Origin of the sequence: Maribacter ulvicola (genome assembly GCF_900155985.1) — a bacterium.
In the GTDB taxonomy this organism is placed as follows: Bacteria; Bacteroidota; Bacteroidia; order Flavobacteriales; family Flavobacteriaceae; genus Maribacter; species Maribacter ulvicola.
In genome coordinates this window covers 80,432-101,057 of record NZ_FTMA01000001.1, presented here as the reverse complement: position 1 = coordinate 101,057, position 20,626 = coordinate 80,432, and the positions used below count along the sequence as shown (strand labels likewise).

Genomic DNA, 20,626 nt, shown 5'->3' with positions numbered 1-20,626 from the left:
ATGATAAAGAACTATATAAAAATCGCTTGGAGAAACCTTTGGAAGAACAAAGGCTATAGCATGCTGAACATATTTGGTTTGGCAATAGGCATTACCTGTGCTGCAATGATTTTGCTTTGGGTAGAAGATGAGGTTGGTTATGATGCTAATTTTGAGAAGCAAGATGTAGTGTATTATGTACCGACCAATCAAGAGTACGAAGGGGAATGGCGAACATTTTTTCAGGCGACTCCCGGTCCGTTAGTAGAAGTTTTAAAAGATGAAGTGCCAGGCATTGTTGGGTCTGCACGAACAAAAGGAGAAGATTTTTTATTTCAAGTAGGAGAAACATCCATTAATAAATTTGGAAGATATGCCGACCCAGATTTTTTGAGCATGTTCAGTCTCTTATTTGTAGAAGGTAATATTGAAACAGCTTTTAATGATGTAGATGCCATGGTCATCTCACAAGAAACGGCTACCCAATTATTTGGAGAAAATACTTCAGCCATTAACAAAGTAATTAAAATAAACAACGAAACAAGTTATACCGTTTCAGGAGTTTATGAAGATTTACCACATAATGTAACCTATAGTTTTGACTGGGTTGTTCCTTTTGAGCGGTTTGCAAAAGATAATGAATGGGTAAAGGAGTATGGAGCCAATTTTTCAGACACTTTTGTTGAACTTTCTCCAGAGGCAAATTTTGAAGTTGTCAATAATAAAGTAAAAGCAATACTTCCTATGAAAACGGAAGATGATGAAACCATAGCCTTTTTGTTTTCTATGAAAGATTGGCATTTAAGGTCGGTATTTGAAGGCGGTAAAAATATAGGAGGGCAAATAACTTATGTAAGACTGTTCAGCCTAATTGCTATCATTATTTTATTGATAGCCTGTATCAACTTTATGAACTTGGCTACTGCTAGAAGTGAAAAAAGAGCAAACGAGGTGGGTGTACGTAAGGTATTGGGCTCAGGAAGAAATGGTTTAATATCTCAGTTTATGGCAGAAGCTGTAATTACGGCAACATTATCTGCTGTACTTAGTGTAGTCTTGTTAAAATTGTTGGTGCCACAGTTTAATATGATGATAGATAAACAGCTAGATTTTAGTTTGTTCAACCCTACCCATATGTTGACCTTGGTTGGCATTACATTGCTATGTGGTATTGTCGCGGGTTGGTATCCGGCGTTCTATTTGTCTTCTTTTAAACCTGTAGATGTGTTGAAAGGAGCACGTAGAACTAAAGGCAGCGCATCGTTTATTAGGAAAGGATTGGTAACGACACAATTTGTAGTATCCATCGTATTTATCATATGTACCATTATCGTCTACCAACAAGTGCAACATGTAAAAGGGCGCGATTTGGGTTACAATAAAGAAAATCTAGTGAAGATTCCCGTTACCGGAGATATGATTAAAAACTTCAATCCTATAGAAGCAGACATGAAAGCTGCGGGGATGATAGAAAGTATCGGACTCATAAATTCCGATATTTTATCCGGGGGAAATAATACATCGGGATTAAGTTGGCAAGGCGGTGTAGATACCGAAGATGTATTGGTATCTGTACGTGATATTACTGCAGATTTTTTCAATACTGCAGGATTGGAAATTATTGAAGGACGAGGATTTAGTAATAATCCCGCTCAAGACAGTGTCAACATTATTGTAAGTGAATCGTTCGCAAAATTAATGGGCAGCGGCAGCGCTATTGGTAAAACTATAGAAGAGGATTACCCAGTAATAGGCGTAGTAAAAGATTATGTCTATGACGATATGTATGGCTCTAGTGACCCCGTCATATTTTTTAATGATCCTAGTCAAGCACGTTTTATGTATGTAAAAGCGAAGCCGGGCGTAGCAACAACAGCGGCATTGTCAACAATGGAGGCATCGTTGAAAAAATTTAACCCCGCATTTCCTTTCGAATATAAATTTGTAGATGACACCTATGATGCCAAGTTTAAAAGTGAAAAGTTGATAGGTAATCTCTCTCAAGTATTCGCATTGCTTGCCATTCTAATATCTTGTTTAGGGTTGTTCGGCTTATCAGCCTTTACAGCAGATCAACGCAGAAAAGAAATAGGAGTGCGTAAGGTATTAGGGTCTAGCATTACAGGTATTGTAGGTTTATTGTCAAAAGATTTTATGCAATTGGTATTTATAGCAATTATCATCGCCATACCCATTGCATGGCTACTGATGCAAAACTGGTTAGAAGGGTATGCATATCGTGTAACCATTAATGCTTGGGCATTTGTTATAGCTGGGGCAGTAGCTATAGTAATAGCTTTATTTACTATCAGTTTTCAAGCTATCAATGCAGCAAGGGTAAATCCTGTAAAGAGTTTGCGTACGGAGTAAATAATAATCACCAAGCCAATCTCCCTCCTTTGGAGGGGGTTAGGGGGAGGACTAAAAAACGAGAATCATGTTCAAAAACTATCTAAAAATCGCTTGGCGTAACCTAACTAAGAATAAAGGCTATTCAATTATTAATATTGGCGGGCTAGCAATTGGTATGGCTTGTTTTCTAATGATTTTGATGTTCATTAATAACGAACTTTCATATGATGGCTATCATGAAAAGGGAGATAACATCTATAGGGTTGTGCATCACATGGATTCTGGTAATGCTAAAGATAAATGGATTTGGGGAAATGCCCCTGTTGGTCCAGCACTCAAAGAAGATTTTTCAGAGGTTATTGAGAAAGTACAATTTTCGGGAAGATCAGATGTATTGTTAGAGTACAACTCCAATTCATTTCAAGAGAGTGATTGCTTTTATGTAGATGCTTCTGTTTTTAATGTATTTACTTGGCCTTTGATTTCTGGAAATCCTGAAACGGCATTAGAGGCGCCATATTCCATCGTACTGACCGAAACCACTGCGAAAAAATATTTTGGTAATGAGGACCCTATGGGTAAAGTCATTGAAGGTGTTGGCGGTAGGGCCAATGATGGGCAGTACACGGTTACCGGTATTATGAAAGACGTACCTCAGAATTCACATTTTAGTTTTGATGTATTGCTTTCTATGAGTTCATTTTATCAATCTAGACCCGAGATATTTGATGCTTGGGGCTACGTAGATTTTTACACCTATTTTTTGGTAGGCGAAAATTTTAATGTCGATGCCTTTCAATCAAAAATGCTAGATTTTTTAGATAAACGCCGAGATGAAGAGGAAAAAGAGTATTTCTATAATCTTAGTTTTGAACCATTAAAAGATGCCTATTTAAAATCTAGTGCCGTTCGTCAACCTGGTATCGTAGGTAGTCTGCCAAATATTTACATTTTTGCCATAATCGGACTTTTTATACTTGTAATAGCGAGTATAAATTTTATGAATTTGGCTACCGCAAGATCTATGGAGCGGGCAAAAGAAGTAGGGGTCAGAAAAGTTATTGGTGCGGATAAAAAAGGACTTGTTTACCAATTCTTAGGTGAGTCTTTGGTCATGGTGATAATATCTGCCATTATAGGTTTGGTATTGGTTTTTTTGTGTATACCATGGTTGTCTAGCATTACGGGAAAGCAATTTAATATCAACGAAATTTTTAACTCTTACATGTTGCCATTGTATTTTGGTACAGCCATCATTACCGGTTTATTTGCAGGTAGTTATCCCGCGTTTATTTTATCAAGCTTTAAGCCTGCCAGTGTCTTAAAAGGATTAATAAGCTCATCGCCACAAGGAGTGAACCTTAGAAAAGGCTTGGTGATATTTCAATTCAGTTTGTCTATTGCTTTGATCGCGAGTACGGTTATCGTGTATTTTCAATTAGGGTTTATGCTAAACAAAAATTTAGGTTTTGACAATGAGCAACAAGTAGTGCTAGATTTCAATTGGGATGGTCAAATACTTGACAACATTGAAACGGTAAAAGATGAACTTAAAAGTATACCGGAAGTCATTTCGGTTGCAGGGTCAAGAACGGTACCTGGTGGTCATTTTCCGGCAGCAGGAACAGAAATAGAAACTTTTGAAGGGAGTATGAAGCACTTTGAACCCTTTCTGTATGAAATTGATTTTGATTTTATTCCTCACTATGAAATAGAAGTAGTGGCGGGTAGACCTTACTCAAGAGAATTTGTGACAGATTCGGTACAGGCAATGATTGTGAATGAAGCTGCCGTTAAAGCGTTTGGCTATGCTGACCCAGCCGATATCATTGGAAAAAAGTTTCAGCAATGGGGTAGAGAAGGTACTGTTGTAGGTGTTGTAAAAGATTTTAATTATTTATCGCTTCATCAAGAAGTAGCACCATTGTCCATGCGATACTCACGATTCGGAAGGTATATATCTTTAAAAGTAAAGACGGATAATATGCAACAGGCTATTGCCAGTATTGAACAAAAATGGGCGGAGTTAGCACCGCATAGACCATTTTTATATAGTTTTTTAGATGATAGTTTCAATGAACAGTATCAAGCCGATTTTAGGTTTAAAAAGCTTTTTACCATTTTCTCATTTTTAGCAATTTTAATAGCATGTTTGGGTCTGTTTGGTTTAGCTACGTATAGCGCTATGTTGCGCACTAAAGAAATAGGAATACGAAAAGTATTAGGTGCTGAGGTTTCCAGTATCGTAACACTGTTATCAAAAGATTTTATAAGATTAGTATTGATATCCATAGTAATTGCAACACCTTTTGCGTGGTACGCCATGAATAAATGGCTGAATGTGTATGCCTATAAAATTGATATTAGTTGGTGGGTGTTTGCTTTGGCGGGTCTAATTGCAGTGACGGTTGCTATACTTACAGTAAGTTATCACGCAGTGAAATCTGCAAGGGCTAATCCGGTAAAAAGCTTACGGTCGGAGTAAAATCCCATCCCCAACCCTTCCCGAAGGGAAGGGAGTAAATAATAATCACCAAGCCAATCCCCCTCCTTTGGAGGGGGTTAGGGGGAGGACTAAAAAACGAGAATCATGTTCAAAAACTATCTAAAAATCGCCTGGAGAAGCTTAAAGAAGCAAGCGTTTTTTACCTTCTTAAATACATTCGGATTAGCCATTGGTATGGCTGGGGCATTAATTATATCGCTGTACATCTACGACGAACTTAGTTACGATAAAATGTTTGCCGATGCAGATAGGATTTATCGCATAGATGCTGATATCAAATTTGGTGGAGCGGAAATCAAGGCAGGTGAAGCTGCCGCACCAATGGCAGAAACCTTAAAAAGAGATTATCCGCAAGTAGAATCAACTGTTCGATTCAGAACCATAGGAAGTGCGTATGTGAAAAAAGAAGGTGGAAACAGAAGTGCCAAAGAAAACCATATCACTTATGCCGATTCTACAATGTTTGAATTCTTTAGGATAGAGTTGCTCGCAGGTAATGCTAAAACAGCATTAACGGGTACCAACTCGTTAGTACTTACTAAAACTGCAGCAAAGAAACATTTTGGTGCTACAGATGTCATTGGTCAGAATCTACTATTGGATAATACAGATACGTATACGGTAACCGGAGTAATAGAAGACATGCCCAAGAATTCTTATTTCAATGATTATAATGTGTTTTTGGCAATGGCGGGCAACGTAGCATCTAGAGAAGATAATTGGGGCGGTAATAATTATTTTACGTTTGTGAAACTAATACCGGGAGCATCGGTAGAAGATTTTCAAGAGCCCTTGCAAGACATGTTAGAGCGCTACATGTTACCATGGGCACAAAAGTATTTTCCGGGTATGACGGCGGAGTCCTTTGCGGCATCTGGTAATTATATCCGATATCATACAATACCACTAACAGCTATTCATTTACATTCAGATAGAGTCAATGAAATGAATGCAACAAGTAGTATCCAAAATATTTATATTCTTTCTTTTATTGGATTGTTTTTAATAATACTGGCAAGTGTAAATTTTATGAACTTGTCTACGGCACATTCCTTAAAAAGAGCCAAAGAAGTGGGGGTTAGAAAAACCTTGGGTTCGAACAAAGTGAATTTGGTATTTCAGTTTTTAACCGAATCGGGATTAATTGCATTTGTATCACTAATAGCCGCACTCATACTTACGCTGGTAGCATTACCATTTTTCAATAGCTTCACGGGAAAATCTATTGCAATTCCGTTCACTCAGCCCTTATTCTGGCTGGTGTTATTGGCAGCTACACTATTACTTGGATTATTATCAGGATGTTATCCTGCATTTTTCATGTCCAGATTTACACCTGTTAAAACCTTAAAAGGTAGTAGTCCGGAAAGTGTAGGTAACGGCAGGGTGCGTAATGCATTGGTTATATTTCAATTTTCAATTTCGGTATTTCTCATTGTAAGCACATTGGTGGTGTTTCAGCAACTGAACTACATACAAAGCAAAGATTTAGGCTTTACAAAAGATCAGGTACTATTAATAAACGAAATGGGTGCATTAGGTCCTAAAACCAAAGCGTTTAAAGAACAAATTACAGGTATGGCTACTGTAGAAAGTGCTACGTTGAGCAACTATTACCCAACACCTTCGTGGCGTTCAGATACCTCTTATTTTCAAGAAGGTGCCAGAGACCAAGAAAGTGCCATACAAATGCAAGAATGGGCGGTAGATACCGATTACCTGAAAACCATGGAAATGGAATTGGTTGCTGGGCGTAATTTTAATCCGCAGTATGCATCAGATTCTACGGCGATACTTATCAATGAAGCTACGTTGCCTATTTTAAATATGTCTGCAGAAGAGGCTTTAGGTGTTCGAATTTCTGAAGAAATAGAGCAAGAAAACCCTAGGTACTATACTATAATTGGGGTAATCAAAGACTTTCATTATTCATCGTTACGTAATAATATTAGAGCCTTGGGGATGTCTCTGAATACAGACGCCGAGAATATGGCGGTACGCATAAATGGTGGAGATTATGCAAATACCATTACCGCTATTGAAAGCACATGGAATGCGATGGCTCCCGGTCAACCATTCGATTATCGCTTTATGGACGAAGCTTTCAATACCACCTACGAAGCGGAACAAAAACTGAGTCAGATATTTTTCATTTTTACTATGCTGTCCATTTTTATTGCTTGTTTGGGATTATTTGGATTAGCTGCCTTTAATGCCGAAAAACGAACAAAGGAAATCGGTGTTAGAAAAGTGTTGGGAGCTACTGTAAGTCAAATTTCTTACCGACTTACGGTAGATTTCCTAAAATTGGTTGGAGTGGCAATTTTGGTGTCATTGCCTTTAGGCTGGTTTGCCATGAACAAATGGCTAGAAGATTTCTCGTACCGCATAGAAATAGGAATAGGCATATTTGTTTTAGCCGCCGTACTCGCCATTTTGGTTGCCATTGTAACGGTTAGTTACCAAAGTATAAAAGCAGCTATTGTTAATCCGGTGAAGAGTTTACGGTCAGAGTAAAAAATAGTAACGTTCATTCAATCTACATCAATCAAAAAAAGCATCATGTTAAAAAACTATATTAAAATAGCTTGGCGTAACTTATTAAAGAACAAACAGCAAACAATAATTAATTTATTGGGACTTACCCTGGGGACCGTAAGTTGTTTGGTTATTCTACTTTATGTGTTTGCACAGTTGGGGTATGATAAACACCATTACGAGGCGGAATCTATATACCGTGTAGAAACGGTAATTGAGCGCAATGATCAAGAAGGTTTTAATTCTGCCACCTCGTCCCCACCTACAGCATTTGCTCTTAAAGAAGATTTTGCTGAGGTTGAAGAGGCTACTAGGGTGGTACTTACGGATGTTTTTTATAGTCCCTTAATTAGAGCTGCCAAATCTGAAGATGCGTATTACGAACCAAGAGTGTACTTGGCAGACTCTACCTTTTTTAAAGTTTTTAATTTTAAAATACTAGAGGGCGATGTAAAAACAGCTTTAGATGAACCAAATGCTGTTGTATTATCGTCTTATTTGTCCCATAAATTGTTTGGAGATAATAGTCCCTTGGGAAAAGCGGTTGTCTGGGGCAGTAGTGATGATGCGCTTACCCTTACCGTAAAAGGTGTATATGATGAAAAGGCAAATAAAACACATTTAAACCCCAATTATATTGTAAGTATGAGTACCCCTGGAATGGGAACCTTTGTACAGAATTTTCCAAGTTTCGCCACCAATAATTTTGTGCATAGCTACGTGAAGTTAACCTCTAACAGTAGTGGAATAAGTTTACAAGAGAAAATGCCTCAATTTATGGAGGATAGGGGAGCACAAGACTTAAAAGATGCCGGTATGAGTCATAAGCGACTTGAACTAAAAAAAGTCACGGACATACACTTGCATTCTGAAGGGAGAAATAATCAACTAGACCGTGTATCTAACAGTTCATACCTATACTTTTTACTGAGTTTGGCATTTTTTATACAATTGGTAGCATGTATTAATTTTATTAATCTAAGTACGGCTAGAGCAAGCAAAAGAGCACGTGAAATTGGAGTTAGAAAAGTAGTTGGTGCGGGTAAAAATGCTTTAATGAGGCAGTTTTTAGGTGAATCGCTATTACTTTCCATTTTCGCCATGCTTATAAGCATTCCTATTGTTATTTTATTATTGCCGTTGGTTAATGATTTAACACAAGAAAGTTTAAGTTATGTGAACCTTTATCAGTGGCAAATTGTTGTTGTTCTAATTTCCATAGGTGTGGTTACGGGCTTGGCATCTGGTATTTATCCTGCCATTGTTCTATCTTCCATAAAACCTGTAAAAGCTTTAAAAAGTTCCGCGATTTTACAATCGGGAAATGGTACATTTAGAAAAGCATTAGTGGTATTTCAATTTGTAGTTTCTATATGTTTAGTAAGTACGGTTATAATTATTGGACAACAGTTTAAGTATGCACAAACAAAAGATTTAGGGTATAAAAAAGATAATCTTTTAGCCTTACGGATCGGTACGGAAGAAGCCTCTAGCAAGTTTGAGTCTTTAAAAGCATCTTTTTTAAAAGTACCTGGAGTATTACAGGTTTCTAGCGGAAATTATACACCATCGGAAATAGTGTTGGCCGATAATGGATTCTACTTACCTGGCGGAAATAAAGAGGTTAAAACGATAGTAAAACGCAATGGTGTTAGTGATGGTTATTTTAATACCATGGGCATAGAATTACTAAAGGGTAGAGATTTTAACGCCGCAGATACCGTAGACCAGATTATAGTTAACGAGGCTACGCTAAAAGCTTTTAATATAGCTATAGAAAACGCACTGAGTGCTACATTGATACAAAGTTATGGTGATGAAATAGATGAACTACGTATTATAGGTGTAGTAAAAGACTATCATTTTGCATCGTTAAAGGAAGAGATTCAACCATTGTTTTTGCATAAGGAAACCGAGCCAAATTGGTTATTTATAAAAACAAGCACAGAAAATTATGGCCAGTTGTTACAAGGTTTAGAGCAGCAATGGAAATCTGCGGTAAATAATATTCCTTTTGATTATCGCTTTGTAGAGAAAGAAGTAGAAAAGTTATACGAAGAAGAAAAACGATTAGGAATTATCTCTGTAGGGTTTACCATCTTAGCCATATTTATTAGCTGCCTAGGCTTGTTTGGTCTTATCTCTTATGTAGCTGAGCAAAAGAAAAAAGAAATAGGCGTGCGTAAAGTGTTGGGAGCTAGCGTGCAATCTGTAATTAAATTATTAACCAAAGACTTTATAAAACTGGTTCTCATTGCCTTTGTAATAGCATCACCAATTGCTTATTATTTTATTTCTAGATGGTTAGAAGGTTTTACATATCGTATAGAGATTAAGTGGTGGGTTTTCTTGTTAAGCGGCACTTTTGCTATGGTCATTACATTTTTAACAGTTGGTTTACAATCTTTAAAATCAGCCGCTGCAAACCCGGTAAAGAGTTTACGGTCAGAATAGTTAATTCAGTTGTTTCATTTTATTGTTATGATGCTTTATTAGGTGTAACATTCTGATTTTTAAGTAGTCTTTGTAAATATATTGTACATTATTTGTCTATATATTTTACACATTCATTTTTTGGAAAATTTGTAAAACATTGATACGTAGTTGTTTATCAATTTGGCATGAATTTAGACTTGAATGTGTAGTCATCAATCACAGTTTAGTACCAACTAAGCATCAATCAAAAAACGAACCATCATGTTTAAAAACTATCTAAAAATAGCCTGGCGAAATCTTCTAAAGAATAAAGGATACACGTTTATAAATGTCGGGGGGCTTGCCTTAGGAATGGCGGTAACCTTAATCATAGGACTTTGGATACAAGATGAACTTACCTATAACAAATATTATAAAAATAAGGATCGTATTGCTCAGGTATTTCAATCGCAAACATTTAATGGAGAAACCGGTACTGGTCCTGCCATACCAAGACCTTTGGAAAAAGCCTTAAGAGATGGTTATGGCGATAACTTTAAGCATCTAATCATGTGCTCATGGACCAATAATCACTATCTTAAATATGGAGATAAAAGCATATCCAGACCCGGTAATTATATGCAACAAGAAGGTCCTGAACTTTTTGGGTTAAACATTGTAAAAGGGGAAAAAGACGGGCTAAGAGAAATTAATTCCATTATGCTTTCTCAGTCAACTGCAGATGCTTTGTTTGGTAGTGAAGACCCTATTGGTAAAACGGTAACGGTTAGTAACGAACATAAGTTGAACGTAAGTGCCGTGTATAGCGATATTCCGGTAAATAATTCTTTTAACGATACCGATTTTATTATTCCGTGGGAAAAGTATTTGGCAGTAAACGAATGGATAAAAAATGCCGAAGATCAGTGGGGCAACAACTCGTTTCAAATGTTGGTGCAATTGGCGGATAATACGACTATTGAACAAGTAACGGATAGGATAAAAAATGTAAAAAAAGACTTAAACGAAGATACGGCGCAATATAATCCTCAGATATTCTTGTTTCCTATGAAAGATTGGTATTTGCGTAGCAGTTTTGAGAATGGAAAACAAGTTGGTGGGCGTATAAAATATGTTTGGCTGTTTGGTATTATTGGTGCTTTTGTATTGCTACTGGCGTGCATTAATTTTATGAATTTAAGTACTGCAAGATCAGAGAAACGCGGTAAAGAAGTGGGTATTCGTAAATCTATAGGGTCACAGAGAGGTCAGTTGATTTATCAATTTTTAAGTGAATCTTTTATTGTAGTATTATTTGCATTTGTAGTGGCTATTTTACTTGTACTGCTCTCCATAAACGGATTTAATGAACTGTCTAGAAAAGAAATTTCCTTTCCTTGGAGTAACGGTTTGTTCTGGGGCGTATCATTCATCTTTATTGTATTTACAGCATTGTTGGCTGGTAGCTACCCGGCATTATACCTTTCCTCTTTTAGACCGGTTGATGTTTTAAAAGGCACATTTAAAACGGGAAAGTATGCAGGCTTGCCAAGAAAAATATTGGTGGTAGTGCAGTTTACCGTTTCCGTAGCATTTATCATTGGTACTGTAATTGTAATGCAGCAGATAAATTATGCCAAGAATAGACCCGTTGGGTATGACAAAGAGGGCTTAATTCAGGTTCCTACGTTCAGTCAAGATTTTGTGGGTAAGTATGATTTAATGCGAGCTGAATTTATAGGTTCTGGTGCAGTGGTAGAAATGTCTATGTCTAGTAGTCCTACCACAAGTATATGGTCTAATAGAGGTGGTTTCATTTGGGAAGGAAAACCAGAAGGATTTCAAGAAGATTTGGCGTGGACTGAAGTTTCTCCGGAGTATGCAAAGTCACTGAACCTTAAAATAGTGGAAGGGCGAGATTTTTCAAGAGAATTCGCTTCAGATTCTTTGGGTGTGCTCATCAATGAAACAGCAAAAAAATATTTAGGCATGGAGAACCCAATTGGTCAATTAATTCGAGATGATAGTGAGGAAAACCCTGATCCGCCTTTAAAAATTATTGGTGTAGTGCAAGATATGATTACACAATCACCATACGAACCCGTAAAACAAGGAGTATATGTGTATGATAGGCATGATAATGCGAGCTATTATAACATGAGATTAAATCCAAACCAAAGCGCTACTCAGAATATTACCACTATTGAAAATGTGTTTAAGGAGCATTTTCCGGATATCCCTTTTGAGTATGATTTTATAGATGGTGAATATGGGGAAAAATTTGCATCGGAAGAACGCATAGGAACTCTTTCCGGGGTATTTACAGCACTCGCCATTTTAATTAGTTGTTTGGGATTGTTTGGGTTGACATCTTTTGTAGCTGAGCAAAGAAAGAAAGAAATTGGAGTTAGAAAAGTATTGGGAGCTACCATATTTAATGTGTGGAACATGCTTTCAAAAGACTTTTTAAAACTGGTGGTTATCTCTTGTTTTATAGCAGTACCAATCGCTTATTTCGTCATGAACGGATGGTTGCAAGAATACCCATATAGGGTCATATTAAAATGGTGGATTTTTGCCTTAGCCATGCTAGGTGCAATGTTCGTAACTATAGCGACCGTCAGTTTTCAAGCCATAAAAGCAGCAAAAGCAAACCCGGTGAAGAGCTTACGAACTGAGTAATAATTAAGACATTTAACTAACAACCACTAATACACTATTTCACTAACCAACTAATTCACTATAAAGAGATGTTATTACAATTAAGAAATATTTTCAAATGGGTACAACAAGGCGGTCAACGTGTTTTCTTGTTGAAGGATATAAACCTAGAAGTGCAAGAAGGCGAGTTCATATCTATTATGGGGCCGTCAGGTTCGGGAAAATCTACATTATTGAATGTAATAGGAATGCTAGATACGTTTGATGAAGGGGAGTATGATTTCTTGAGCGAATCGGTACATACCTTAAAAGAAAAACACCGCTCTAATCTGTATAAAGAGTATATAGGTTTTGTTTTTCAATCGTATCATTTATTAGATGATTTAACGGTAGAAGAAAACTAAGAAATGCCTTTGTTATACAAAAAGATTAAAAGCTCAGAAAGAAATGCATTGGTTGCCGATATGTTAGATAGATTCAATATTGTAGGTAAAAAAGATTTATTTCCCACACAATTAAGTGGAGGTCAACAACAATTGGTAGGTGTTGCCCGTGCACTGATAGGTAAGCCCAAATTAATTCTAGCAGATGAACCAACCGGAAATCTGAACTCTCAACAAAGCGAAGAAATTATGCAGCTGTTTAAGAAGCTAAATGAAGAAGAAGGTGTAACCATCATTCAAGTAACGCACTCAGAAAAAAATGCTGCGTATGGTTCAAGAACCATCAACCTACTAGACGGCAGAAAGATTTAGTCTTGAAATGACGATTTATCCTAATTTTTTTTTAAAAATTAGGATAAATCGTCAAATAAATAATTTCCGACTTAATTAAAAATTATAGTATTCTAACAACTAACAACTAACAACTAACAACTAACAACCAACAACCAACTACTAATCCGTATACCCTTTAGGGTGCATTTCATCAAATTCTGTTTGATCTTGAAAAGCCTTTGCTAATAAAAGAATACTTGCTTCATCGTACAGATTACCAACTAGGGTAATACTTGTAGGGTGTTTCTTTTTATCTAACCCTGTGGGTATAGCAATTACCGGATGCCCCGTCAAGTTTGTAATAATCAATTGTCTGTTGCCAAAAGTCGGAGAAATGAGTACATCGTAGTTTTTCATTATCATCTGCATTTTCTCGATAAGCACTTGTCGGTGGCGGTTCGCTTGTATATACTCAACGGCAGGTATAAAACGAGCTTGTCGCAAAGAGTTTGCACGAGATCGTTGGTCTTGTTCTACCATTTTATCCACTTCTTCTGCGCGAACCATATCATCAAAAAATGCTCCCGCTTCTGCTCTTAGTATCACATCAAAACTGTTGTAGGGAACATCTTTTGGGAGTTCCACTTCATTCAGGGTAAGTCCCATTCCCCTGAAAGTTTTCAAGGCTTTTTCAAGATTTTCTTTACTTAAAGAAGTGTCTTTATCAATATCCTTTTTCAAATACCCAATACGTAACGTTTTATAATCTTTAGTAGGGTCAAATCCATCAGGGTAATCAGTGGTCATTCCGTCTTTTGGGTCCTTACCGGTAATTACGCTGTATACAATAGCACAATCTTCGGCACTTCTCGCCATAGGTCCCACTTTATCCATAGACCAACTTAGGCTCATTACGCCGTGTCTACTAATTCTACCGTATGTGGGTCGTAAACCTGTAATTCCATTTCTTGTACTAGGGGAAGTAATAGAGCCAAGTGTTTCTGTACCCAAAGCAAAAGGCACTAATCCTGCAGCGGTTGCCGATCCAGAACCGGCAGATGAACCCGTAGCACCTTGTTTGGTGTCCCAAGGGTTTTTAGTTTTTCCATCAAACCAAACATCACCACGGGCCAAAGAACCAGAAACTAATTTTGCTACTAACACTCCGCCTGCATCCTGTAATTTTTGGACCACACTAGCGGTTTTGTCAATTTGCTGGTCACGGTAAGGTTCGGCGCCCCAGGTCGTTTTGTAGCCTTCCACTGCCATTAGGTCTTTTACTCCGTAAGGAATCCCATGTAGAATTCCGCGGTAGTTTCCTGCAGCTAGTTCAGCATCCATTTTTTTAGCATGTTCCAACGCCATTTCTTCGGTGATGGTAATAGTACATTGTAAAACAGGATTGTATTTTTTTAATCGATCAATGAAGAACTCGGTCAATTCTAGAGCACTTATTTTTTTGTTTTTGATGAGCGATGCAAGCTGAGGTATAGCGTAAAAAGCAAGATCGGATTTTTTATTTGGTAGCTGTACATCATCCGGAATTTCCCATATTGGGAATCCTGTTTGTGCTTTTTGTGAGAAGTTCAACGGCAAAGGATCAAACCGAACCGCAGGAATTACATCATTGTCCAACGTATATTTTCGTAAGGAATCAAATCCCTCTTTATTTCTTTTTAAATATGGGTAAAGTGTGTCAATGTATTTTTTATCAAAATTTAAACCTATTAGTTTCTGTGAACGTTTTACATCTTTTTTAGAAAATTCATTTTTAGAACTAGAGCAAGATGTAATGATGAGCCATGCAAAGAGACTAAAAATGAAGAGTGACAGTGTATTTTTAATGGGTTGGTACATGAGTTAGATTTTAAAAGTAGATTCTAATTTACGGCTTTTAGATAGTTTCTTTTTACCTAGATTTCATAAATACCTTAGAATTAAATGTCTGTTAATAAGAAGTTCTCCTTATAATGGCATATTCATTTTCAATACGCTAGCTTCATATTCTAACAACTAAGGATTATCTTTGTAACCTACCTGCCAACAAGCAGGTTTAGAATGAATTTATATAATGAAAATAGATAAGAAGGACGTTTTAAAGGCATTGGAACATATTACCGTACCTGGTGAAGGTAAGAACATGGTAGAAAGTGGTGCCGTTACCAATATTCAAATTTTTGGTGATGAGGTAGAGGTAGATATTACCATTACCAATCCAAGTTTACAAGCACGTAAAAAGACAGAAGTAGAGATTTTAAAAATCATCCACAAAGAAGTTTACGAAAAAGCGAAGATTAAAATAAATATTAAGGTAGACGCCCCTGCGGCTAAGCCTAAGACAAATGAGATAAAGGGGAAACCTATTCCTGGTATTACCAATATTATAGCTGTAGCCTCTGGTAAAGGTGGTGTTGGTAAATCTACGGTAACTGCAAACCTTGCGGTGACCTTGGCTAAAATGGGCTTTAAAGTCGGACTTTTAGATGCAGATATTTATGGGCCATCAATGCCTATTATGTTTGATGTTGCCAATGAGAAACCGTTAGCGGTAAATATTGAGGGCAAGTCTAAAATGAAACCAGTAGAGAGTTATGGTGTAAAATTATTGTCTATAGGCTTTTTTACCCAACGTGATCAGGCGGTAATATGGAGAGGACCAATGGCATCTAAAGCATTGAACCAAATGATTTTTGATGCACACTGGGGCGAGTTGGATTTTATGTTGATCGATTTACCGCCGGGTACTGGAGATATTCATTTAAGTATTATGCAATCATTGCCTATAACAGGAGCTGTTGTGGTAAGTACGCCGCAAGAAATTGCTTTGGCAGATGCTAGAAAAGGAGTTGCCATGTTTCAACAAGATTCTATAAATGTACCTGTTTTAGGTATCATTGAGAATATGGCATACTTTACACCGGCAGAATTACCTGATAATAAATACCATATTTTTGGTAAGAATGGGGCTAAGAATTTGGCAGAAGATTTAAATGTACCTTTCCTTGGAGAAATGCCATTGGTGCAAAGTATACGTGAAGCTGGTGATGTAGGTAGACCGGCGGCACTACAAACAGAAACCCTTGTTGAAAAGGCATTTGAAGAATTGACAAAAGAGGTTGTGAGTGAGGTAGTCGCTAGAAACAAAACAATGCCACCTACAGAAGCAATAAAGATTACAACAATGGCGGGTTGTTCGCCGGTTAATAAAAAATAGATATGACTGCAACAGAGCTAAAAGTAAATGTGGAAAAAGCATTGGAAGAAATTAGACCTTTCTTACAGAGCGATGGTGGAGATATCAGTCTTATTTCTATTGAAGATGAATCTGTAACGGTGCGCTTAGAAGGGGCGTGTGTAGGTTGCAGTGTCAATCAAATGACCTTAAAAAGTGGTGTTGAAATGACGATTAAAAAGTACGCTCCACAAATTCAAAATGTAATTAATATAGAAGGATAAAGCCTGATAATTGTCATGATATTTGAAACGATAGATTGATAATTTTGAAGGAAATTGCAAAGAATTTCAGTAATGATTAAAACCGATATATTAATAATTGGCGCGGGACCAACAGGTCTTTTTGCCGTTTTTGAAGCCGGACTCCTAAAACTTAAATGCCACCTAATAGACGCTTTACCACAAGCTGGGGGGCAGTGTTCAGAAATCTACCCTAAAAAACCCATTTATGATATTCCTGGTTTTCCAGAAGTATTGGCGGGCGATTTGGTAGATAATCTCATGGAGCAAATCAAATCTTTTCAACCAGGTTTTACTTTAGGCGAACGTGCAGAGACCATTAAAAAATTAGATGATGGTACTTTTATAGTAACAACAAATAAAGGAACGGAACACCATGCACCAGTAGTTGCCATAGCTGGCGGATTGGGTAGTTTTGAGCCAAGAAAACCATTGTTGGATAATTTGAAAAAATTTGAAGATAACGGTATTGCTTACATGATCAAAGATCCAGAAGTATATCGCGATAAAAAAGTGGTTATTGCTGGTGGTGGAGATTCTGCCCTAGATTGGAGTATCTTTTTGGCAGATGTAGCATCTCAAGTAACTTTGGTACATAGAAGAAATGAGTTCAGGGGAGCTTTAGACTCGGTTGAAAAAGTTCAAGAATTAAAGAATCAAGGGAAGCTAAATCTAATTACCCCCGCAGAAATTATAGCCTTAAATGGAGATGATACACTAGAATCTGTATTGATCAGAAAAATCTCTGACGCAAAGGAAGAACAAGTCTTAGAGGTTGATAATTTCATCCCTTTATTTGGACTATCGCCTAAACTTGGTCCAATTGGTGACTGGGGATTGGAGATTGAAAAAAATGCTATAAAAGTAGATACGTTTGACTACCAAACAAACATACCTGGTATTTATGCCATAGGCGATGTAAATACTTATCCTGGTAAATTAAAACTGATCCTTTGTGGTTTTCACGAAGCAACGCTAATGTGCCAAAGTGCCTTTCAAAAAATTCATCCTGATAAAAAATACGTAATGAAATATACCACAGTAGGTGGTGTGAACGGTTTTGACGGAACAAAAAAGGAAGCGCCTAAGGCGGTGGTGAAGAAGATTGAGTAAAGTAGTGAATTGGTTTGTTGGTGAAATAGTGAATTAGTAAGATGACTATACAACGATTTGAAGACTTAAAGGTTTGGCAGAAATCTCAGGATTTAGCTGTTCTTATTTATAAACAATTTAGAGATTCAAAAGACTTTGGTTTTCGTGAACAAATTACTAGGGCATCAGTATCTATCTCCAACAATATAGCAGAAGGATTCGAAAGAAGTTCCAATGCAGATTTCAAACGTTTTTTATACTTTTCTTTAGCTTCTAATAGTGAACTAAGATCCATGTTTTATCTTGCGCAAAGTTTATAATATGTTTAAAAAGAATTGGCATCAGAATTAATAAATAAAACTAATCAAGTGTCAAAAATGTTATATGCCTTTATTAAATCAATGAAATAATATTTTTCACTAACCCACTAACCCACTAACCCACTAACCCACTAACCCACTAACCCAATGATTTATGACTGATATCAAAATAAAAATTACTGACCGCGACGGAGTGTTACACGAAATAGACGCACCAACAGATATGAATATGAACTTAATGGAAGTAGTACGTTCTTATGAACTTGCTCCAGAAGGTACAATTGGTATTTGTGGAGGTATGGCTATGTGCGCTTCTTGTCAATGTTATGTGTTGTCAGATACTGAACTGCCAGAAATGAGTGACGATGAAGAAGCCATGTTGTCCGAGGCTTTTAATGTAAAAGATAACTCACGTTTAGGCTGTCAATTACATATCTCAGAAGATATGGAGGGATTAGAAGTAGCGTTAGCCCCAGAGGAATTATAAGAGTCTGGTCATTGCGAGAAAACGAGATGTAATCGAGACGGACGAAGCAATCTGTTGAATTTGTGTTCCTAGGTTTTTCGACTGTGCTCTAACTAGCCAAATAGTTTTTTGTTTACCTGCTGAGCGACAGTGTAGAATTAAATATCGTTTGGATACTAGCGAGGGTTCTCGATACAAATTTTCAAATACTTCGAAAATTCATTCGAATTGGCATATTTTTTATTTTCCAACAACCAACAACCAACAACCAACAACCAACAACCAACCTATATCCTAGCCTGATACGTAAACAGATTGTGATATCTGCCTTCTTTTGCAATCAGCTCTTCATGGGTTCCTTGCTCGGCAATACGTCCGTTTTCAATAACTAATATTTGGTTGGCTTTCCTGATGGTACTTAAGCGGTGTGCAATGACAAAAGTGGTTCTTCCTTTTGTAAGTTCAGCCAAACTCTTTTGAATTAGGGCTTCACTTTCTGTATCAAGGTTAGAGGTAGCTTCATCAAGAATTAATATTCTTGGATTTGCCAACACTGCTCTTGCAATGGCAATACGTTGTCGTTGACCGCCAGATAATTTTACGCCACGCTCTCCAATTATGGTATTTAATCCGTCTTCAAATCTATCGGTAAATTCATCAACATACGCTGCTTTGATTGCGGATTGCAATTCTTCTTCAGAAGCATCTGGTCTTGGGAAAAGGATGTTCTCTCTTATCGTACCTTCAAATAGAAAATCATCTTGTAGTACAACACCTAAATGCTGCCTAAAACTGGTAAGGTCAACTTTTGACAAATCGGTTCCATCAATAGAAATTTCTCCAGAATCGGGATTTAAGAAACTAGCTGCTAGACCTGCAATGGTAGATTTTCCGGATCCAGAACTACCTACAAGGGCAATGACATCACCAGATTTTGCTTCAAAACTGATATTGTGTAATACATCTTTATCTTCTTCGTAGGCAAATGATACATCATTAAAAACCATATCACCTTTAATATTTGAAAGCGTAATGGTTCTGTCTTTTTCGTCAGATTCTGCAACCTTGTTCATTAACTCCTCGGTACGGTCTAAACCGGCTAAAGCTTCGGTCAATTGGCTTCCTATGTTGCTCATCTGTACAATAGGTGCTACCATTAGGGCAAGAAGAAAAGTAAACTCAAAATACTCTCCGGTCGTAAGTTCGCCTTGCATCATTTTGTATCCACCAAAGCCCATCATAATACCTGTAGTGGCTAATCCTAACAAAAAGGTTGAGGCACTTGTCATAAATGCGGTAGCCGTTAAACTTTTCTTTACATTCTGGTATAATCTATCTACGCCTTCTTCAAAAACCTTGCTCTCTTGTTCTTCGGCGTTGAAGCCTTTGATAACACGAATACCGCCCAGGGTTTCTGTTAATCTTCCTTTTACTTCGGCATTGATTTTACCACGTTCTCTAAAAACAGGTCTAATGATTTTAAATGCCTTTAAAGCGATAAATGCAAACAATATTAAAGGAACAAAGGTTAGAAGTGTCATGGTAGGGCTAATTCTCAATAGTAAAATAAGAGACACCACAGCCGTAATTGTACCACCAACCAATTGTACGAGTCCGGTGCCAATTAAGTTTCTCACCCCTTCAACATCACTCATAATTCTAGAAACCAAAGAGCCGGATTTAGTGTTGTCAAAAAAACGGATTGGAAGAGAAAGAACTTGTTTCTGTACTTGAGATCGTAGTTCAGAAATCATAAACTGCGCTTGTATACTCAATACCTTTGTGAGCAAGAACGACATAACTGCCTGCACTAAAAACGCAAAAATTACAACCGCGACCAATATTTTTAATAGGTCATAATTTTTATTAGGGATAATATCATCTAAGAAGTAACGTAGCGACACCGGTGCAACAAAACTTGCCGCTTTGCTGATGACAATGAGTAATAAGCCCAATAAAACCAGTTTTCTACGTGGCCAAATAATAGTTTTGAAAGCGGTTAGGATACTTATTTTTTTCTCTGCCATAGGTGTCTGTACTTGCTATTTACTGTTTAAATATTCTGTTGTCCGGTCGAACACAGTCGGGACCTACCGGTAATGAGTTG

Annotated in this window: 12 protein-coding genes and 1 pseudogene; 11 read left to right on the top strand and 2 right to left on the bottom strand. The window is 37.1% G+C overall.

Annotated features, from left to right (window positions below; translation table 11 throughout):
* From BW936_RS00375 to BW936_RS00350, 6 genes and pseudogenes are all read left to right on the top strand, one after another.
* Positions 1–2,349 (top strand): ABC transporter permease, encoded by a 2,349-nt coding sequence (locus BW936_RS00375; RefSeq protein ID WP_076546349.1) that lies wholly within the window; start codon positions 1–3, stop codon positions 2,347–2,349.
* Positions 2,350–2,416: 67 nt separating this feature from the next.
* The gene (locus BW936_RS00370) at positions 2,417–4,816 is read left to right on the top strand and encodes an ABC transporter permease (RefSeq protein ID WP_076546348.1); all 2,400 of its coding nucleotides are present in this window, start codon (positions 2,417–2,419) and stop codon (positions 4,814–4,816) included.
* A gap of 105 nt (positions 4,817–4,921) precedes the next feature.
* On the top strand, positions 4,922–7,354 hold the full coding sequence (locus BW936_RS00365) for an ABC transporter permease (RefSeq protein ID WP_076546347.1): 2,433 nt from the start codon (positions 4,922–4,924) through the stop codon (positions 7,352–7,354).
* A gap of 45 nt (positions 7,355–7,399) precedes the next feature.
* Positions 7,400–9,829: an ABC transporter permease gene (locus BW936_RS00360; protein ID WP_076546346.1), complete on the top strand. Its 2,430-nt coding sequence runs from the start codon at positions 7,400–7,402 to the stop codon at positions 9,827–9,829.
* A gap of 243 nt (positions 9,830–10,072) precedes the next feature.
* Positions 10,073–12,472: an ABC transporter permease gene (locus BW936_RS00355; RefSeq protein WP_076546345.1), complete on the top strand. Its 2,400-nt coding sequence runs from the start codon at positions 10,073–10,075 to the stop codon at positions 12,470–12,472.
* A gap of 68 nt (positions 12,473–12,540) precedes the next feature.
* A pseudogene (locus tag BW936_RS00350) lies at positions 12,541–13,206 on the top strand (ABC transporter ATP-binding protein).
* A gap of 141 nt (positions 13,207–13,347) precedes the next feature.
* Here the strand turns inward: BW936_RS00350 and BW936_RS00345 are convergent.
* Positions 13,348–15,024, bottom strand: a complete 1,677-nt coding sequence (locus tag BW936_RS00345) for an amidase (protein ID WP_084181942.1) — start codon at positions 15,022–15,024, stop codon at positions 13,348–13,350.
* A gap of 214 nt (positions 15,025–15,238) precedes the next feature.
* Between BW936_RS00345 and BW936_RS00340 the strand changes: the two genes are divergently transcribed.
* The 5 genes from BW936_RS00340 (at position 15,239) to BW936_RS00320 (ending at position 18,540) form a co-directional block, all read left to right on the top strand.
* The gene (locus BW936_RS00340) at positions 15,239–16,381 is read left to right on the top strand and encodes an Mrp/NBP35 family ATP-binding protein (RefSeq protein ID WP_076546344.1); all 1,143 of its coding nucleotides are present in this window, start codon (positions 15,239–15,241) and stop codon (positions 16,379–16,381) included.
* Positions 16,382–16,383: 2 nt separating this feature from the next.
* On the top strand, positions 16,384–16,623 hold the full coding sequence (locus BW936_RS00335; RefSeq protein WP_036156981.1) for a NifU family protein: 240 nt from the start codon (positions 16,384–16,386) through the stop codon (positions 16,621–16,623).
* Positions 16,624–16,695: 72 nt separating this feature from the next.
* On the top strand, positions 16,696–17,754 hold the full coding sequence (locus tag BW936_RS00330) for an NAD(P)/FAD-dependent oxidoreductase (RefSeq protein WP_076546343.1): 1,059 nt from the start codon (positions 16,696–16,698) through the stop codon (positions 17,752–17,754).
* A gap of 41 nt (positions 17,755–17,795) precedes the next feature.
* Positions 17,796–18,053, top strand: a complete 258-nt coding sequence (locus tag BW936_RS00325) for a four helix bundle protein (RefSeq protein WP_208611101.1) — start codon at positions 17,796–17,798, stop codon at positions 18,051–18,053.
* A gap of 154 nt (positions 18,054–18,207) precedes the next feature.
* Positions 18,208–18,540, top strand: a complete 333-nt coding sequence (locus BW936_RS00320; RefSeq protein ID WP_076546342.1) for a 2Fe-2S iron-sulfur cluster-binding family protein — start codon at positions 18,208–18,210, stop codon at positions 18,538–18,540.
* A 266-nt stretch (positions 18,541–18,806) separates the two neighbouring features.
* On the opposite strand, the gene BW936_RS00315 is transcribed toward BW936_RS00320, so the two are convergent.
* On the bottom strand, positions 18,807–20,546 hold the full coding sequence (locus tag BW936_RS00315) for an ABC transporter ATP-binding protein (RefSeq protein ID WP_076546341.1): 1,740 nt from the start codon (positions 20,544–20,546) through the stop codon (positions 18,807–18,809).
* Positions 20,547–20,626 lie beyond the last annotated feature (80 nt).

Excerpts from the sequence above, each read along its gene's own strand:
- BW936_RS00375 (WP_076546349.1), top strand. The coding sequence starts at position 1 with ATGATAAAGAACTATATAAAAATCGCTTGGAGAAACCTTTGGAAGAAC.
- BW936_RS00370 (WP_076546348.1), top strand. The coding sequence starts at position 2,417 with ATGTTCAAAAACTATCTAAAAATCGCTTGGCGTAACCTAACTAAGAAT.
- BW936_RS00365 (WP_076546347.1), top strand. The coding sequence starts at position 4,922 with ATGTTCAAAAACTATCTAAAAATCGCCTGGAGAAGCTTAAAGAAGCAA.
- BW936_RS00360 (WP_076546346.1), top strand. The coding sequence starts at position 7,400 with ATGTTAAAAAACTATATTAAAATAGCTTGGCGTAACTTATTAAAGAAC.
- BW936_RS00355 (WP_076546345.1), top strand. The coding sequence starts at position 10,073 with ATGTTTAAAAACTATCTAAAAATAGCCTGGCGAAATCTTCTAAAGAAT.
- BW936_RS00345 (WP_084181942.1), bottom strand. The coding sequence starts at position 15,024 with ATGTACCAACCCATTAAAAATACACTGTCACTCTTCATTTTTAGTCTC.
- BW936_RS00340 (WP_076546344.1), top strand. The coding sequence starts at position 15,239 with ATGAAAATAGATAAGAAGGACGTTTTAAAGGCATTGGAACATATTACC.
- BW936_RS00335 (WP_036156981.1), top strand. The coding sequence starts at position 16,384 with ATGACTGCAACAGAGCTAAAAGTAAATGTGGAAAAAGCATTGGAAGAA.
- BW936_RS00330 (WP_076546343.1), top strand. The coding sequence starts at position 16,696 with ATGATTAAAACCGATATATTAATAATTGGCGCGGGACCAACAGGTCTT.
- BW936_RS00325 (WP_208611101.1), top strand. The coding sequence starts at position 17,796 with ATGACTATACAACGATTTGAAGACTTAAAGGTTTGGCAGAAATCTCAG.
- BW936_RS00320 (WP_076546342.1), top strand. The coding sequence starts at position 18,208 with ATGACTGATATCAAAATAAAAATTACTGACCGCGACGGAGTGTTACAC.
- BW936_RS00315 (WP_076546341.1), bottom strand. The coding sequence starts at position 20,546 with ATGGCAGAGAAAAAAATAAGTATCCTAACCGCTTTCAAAACTATTATT.